The 4,157-nt window shown below is 70.5% G+C and carries 4 protein-coding genes; all 4 read left to right on the plus strand.

All coding sequences use genetic code 11. From position 1 onward, the window contains the following. The first annotated feature begins 141 nt into the window (after positions 1–141). Positions 142–1,170: a hypothetical protein gene (locus tag ACWCO3_RS32210; protein ID WP_450013667.1), complete on the plus strand. Its 1,029-nt coding sequence runs from the start codon at positions 142–144 to the stop codon at positions 1,168–1,170. A 198-nt stretch (positions 1,171–1,368) separates the two neighbouring features. Then, on the plus strand, positions 1,369–2,565 hold the full coding sequence (locus tag ACWCO3_RS32215; RefSeq protein WP_450013669.1) for a low temperature requirement protein A: 1,197 nt from the start codon (positions 1,369–1,371) through the stop codon (positions 2,563–2,565). A gap of 157 nt (positions 2,566–2,722) precedes the next feature. Further along, positions 2,723–3,619, plus strand: coding sequence for an acetyltransferase (locus ACWCO3_RS32220; RefSeq protein WP_450013671.1), 897 nt, complete (start codon positions 2,723–2,725; stop codon positions 3,617–3,619). A 77-nt stretch (positions 3,620–3,696) separates the two neighbouring features. Continuing rightward, the coding region (locus ACWCO3_RS32225; protein ID WP_450013673.1) for a hypothetical protein at positions 3,697–4,157 on the plus strand (461 nt) is incomplete at its 3' end.

Raw genomic sequence — 4,157 nt, forward strand, 5'->3', positions numbered from 1 at the left:
GACGACAAGGGTTGCCGGCCTGGCTGCCATATCACTGACAGTGATGGTGGCCGCGCCCTTGTCCGTGTCTCCGTGCTGCCGCATCGCCACCCCACCCGCGCTCCGCGGTCGACGAGCGTCCCCTCACGATCGGAGAACCAGATGGCACACGCGTACCCTGATCCGCCCATCGGTCGGCCCACGGAGCTCAGCCGACGTGGGCTGTTGCGCGGCGCGGCCCTGTTGGGCGCCGCCTCCGCAGCCGGCGGTGCCGGCGCACTGCTTCCGGGCGCACCGGCCCTCGCGGGCCCGGCCGGTTTCCCCAGCTACCGGTACGTCCGCGACGCGTTCGACAGTCCGCTGGCCTACAACCCCACCGGCGAGACGATCTTCCCCTGCGTGCGTGGGGTCTACGACAAGATCAGCGGTGCCAAGGGGCGCTACTACCTCTACTACGCCCCCCACGACTCGCCCGGCGGGATCTGCCTCGCCTACGCCGACCGGCTCGAAGGCCCGTACACCGAGCACCCCGGCAACCCCATCGTCGACCGGGTCCTACCGACCACGACGGTCAGCCACGTCTCGTCGCCGCACGTCGTCTGGAACGCCTCCAGCAGGGAGTTCTTCCTCTACTTCCACGGCGAGAACACCACCACCCGGGTGGCCCGGTCCCGAGACGGCATCACCTTCGGTGACGAGACGCCGATCCTGAGCACCAGGCTCGTGCCGAACACGACCGAGACGTCGTACGCCCGGGTGTTCGAGCACCGGGTGACCGGGCTGAACAACAAGTACGTGATGCTCTACATGGGAGCGCACACCGTCCGGCCGGGCACCCGGAAGATCTTCTGGGGGTGGTCGCCGAACGGTTGGGACCAGTGGCAGTTCGCGCCCGAGCCGCTGATCTCACCGGCCGGCGACGGGCTCAGCGACATCTCCGCCCCGCACCTGCTCACCCGCAACGGCACCGCGTACGTCGTCTACCACGGCGGCGACGGGCGGATGCACCTCACCGAGGTCGGCAACGCCTTCGACCGGGAGGTGCACCTCGGGGTGTTCCACAGCCCGATCGCCTCCGACAACGGTCGGGTCGCGTCGCCCAGCTTCGGCACCGACGGCGGCGTGAGCTACATGATCTACGAGGCGGGTCCGCGTCTGGGTGCCAGGATCTGCGTCGCCCGGGCGGTCTGATCGCACCGATCCCTCACGCATGATGCGGCTATAAGCCCCGAAAACGGGACTAAAAATCGATAACATACTCACAGTGATCGGGGGGACCGTTCGGTGAGGAGGCCCGGAGTGATGGCAGCGGGGCGATTCACCGAGCACCGTCGTCACCCCGGCGTGCCCGTGTCGGCGGCTCTGGCCGGCTGAGCGGTCCCGCCGTCCGTGTCGACGCGTGCCGTGTTCCGAGGGCTCGGGGACAGCCGGAGCCCGAACTCGGCGACCGTCCTGGAACTGCTGTTCGACATCGTCTACGTCTTCGCGCTCGCCCGGCTCGCCGGGCGGGTCGCGGACGACCTGACCATCGTCCGGCACACGCTGCTGTCCGAGGCGGGCCAGACGGTCCTCTTCTTCACGGCGATGTGGATGATCTGGTCACTCAACGCGCTGCTGTCCAGCACCTACGATCCCCGGCGCCCCGATCTCCAGGCGCTCCTGCTGGCGACGATGTTCGGCACGCTGGTGCTGGCGGTCTCGTTGCCGCAGGCCTTCGGGCAACGCGGCGTCGTCTTCTCCGTCACCTACGTGATCATCCAGGTTGGTCGACCCCTCTTCCTGGCGTTCGCCCTGCGGGGTCACCCGGTGCAGGGTTTCGCGATCCGGATCCTGACCTGGCACCTGGCCTCGGGCGTGCTCTGGATCAGTGGCGGCATCAGCGGCGGTCTCGGTCGGGGCGTCTTCTGGACCATCGCGCTCGCCATCGAGCTGATCGGCGCCGCCATCACCTACCCCCTGCCGCGGGTGGGCGGGCGGCAGCTCAACTCGCTGGGCGTCACCGTCTCGCAGACGCATCTCGCCGAGCGCTACAACCAGTTCTTCATGATCGCGCTTGCCGAGGTGGTGCTCGAAGCCGGTGCCGCGGTCAGCTTCCCGGGCTTCTCCCGAGACGGGACCATCACCCTCGTCGCCTCGTTCGTGGCGGTCGTCGCGTTCTGGCGGATCTACTTTTACCACGTCAGTTCCGGTCCCGCCTCAACCTCCAGCGGGGAAGGGATCAACCTGTCCCGGTGGGCGAGCTACAGCCTGCTGCTCATCGTCGGTGGCATCATCTGCACCGCCGTCGGCTTCGGGCAGATCATCGAGGACCCCCACCCGCCGATCGACTGGGCCCTGGTGGTCATCGTCTTCGGTGGCCCGGTGCTGTTCCTGATCGGGCGCAGCTTCCTGGAGGAGGAGAGCCGGCTCGCCCCGCGCTGCCGGGCGTTGTATCTCGGCGTGGTGGCGCTGATCGTGGGGGCGCTACCCATGGTGTTGCTCCCGCCGGTAGCCGTCGGGGTCAGCGTGGCGGTGATCCTGGCCGGCATCACCGTCTTGGACCAGCGAGCCCACAAGCGTCGGGCGGAGACCAACCCGACACTGTGACACTCCCTTGCGGGCCGCCGACAGTCACACGTAGGGTCGTTGGCACGCCGTCGAGCCGGGAGGAGGTCAGAACAATGTCCGATGTTCTGCGCCCCCTCCGCGCTCCGGCGTCCGCGCGGATCTGAACCGGGGCGTTCGCTTCCCGAAGGACCACGCCATGACAGATCTGATCATTCGTCCGCTCGTCGCGGGCGAGGAACACGTGTTCGACTCCATGCCCGATCCGCTGCCCCAACTGCGTCAGGTCGCGTACGCCGACGGGGTCGTCGGTGGCGGCTACCGGCCCGAGACCACCTGGGTCGCGCTGCGCGCCGACCGGGTGGTCGGCCGGGCCGCCTGGCTCCTTCCACCGGGCGCCGTCGGCGCGCCCTGGCTGGACCGGTTCGATCTGGACGCCGAGCCGGAGGTGGGCGCGGCGCTGCTGCGCGCCGCCCACGAGGCACTCGGCGGTCCCGGTCTGTACTACGCCGCCCTGCCGGCGCACTGGCGGCGTCGACCCGAGGTGCTGGCCGTGGTGCGGGCACCGATGGCCGCCGCCCAGCTCGCCGGGCTGGTCGAGCGGGAGGAACGGATCCGGTGCTCCTGGACCGGCACACCGCTGCCGGCGTCCTCCGGGCGCTACGACTTCCGTACCCCCGCCGACGCGGCGGAGATCAACGCCCTGGTCGCCCAGATCGCCGAGCCGGACGTGTTGACCGGCGTCGAGACCGCACGGGTGGTCAGCGGCATCGACCTGGCCACCGACCCCCTCGGTTGGTTGGGGGATGCGGTCCAGGGATGGCGGGTCGCGTTGGAGGCTGGCCGACCGGTGGGCCTGGTCGGCACCGCCGGGGACGCCTGCTTCCCGCTGCTCGCCTATCTCGGCCTGCTCGACGAGGCGGCCCGGCCCGAACTGCTGGCCGAGGCCGTCCGGGTTCTCGTCGGCGGAGGCGCCCGGGAGGTGATCGCCGACGTCGAGGCGCGCCGGGTGGCGGTGCTGGCGGAGTTGGAACGGACCGGGTTCCGGCAGTTGCGCACCCGGGTGACCTTCGCACCGCCGAACTCCCAGGAATAGCCGGGCGGGGGTGCGCCCTGTCACCGGGGCGCACCCCTCAGCCAGCGACGACGGCCGTCCCTGCCACCATTCTGCCCATGCCGGAGATCATCGCGTTCGTCGTCGGCGGACTGGCGCTGGTCGTGGCGGCCGTCGCCGGGCTCTGGCTCTGGCCGGTACGGCGTCCGGGCCGCCGCCTCGCGCCCGCGCAACCACTCGACTTCGACACCGCCGTCCGTGCCGCCGATGCCCACGTCGCGAACGAGACGACGGACCCGGAGGTCCGGCCCGAGTCGCGAAGCCGTCTGCTCAGCCACGGCTCCCGTACCGACCGGGCCGTCCTGCTGCTGCACGGATACACCCTCGCGCCGGAGCAGTACGACGAACTGGCCCAGGAGTTCTTCGACAGGGGCTACAACGTCTGGGTGCCGCGGGCCCCGCAGCACGGGACCGTCGACCGGCAGGCCCACCACCGGGTCGAGGCCGAGGAGCTGACGACGTACGCCGCGCAGGCATGGGCGATCGCGGCGGCCCTGGGCGACGACGTGGGCGTCGTAGG

The organism is Micromonospora sp. NPDC002411 (genome assembly GCF_053592955.1).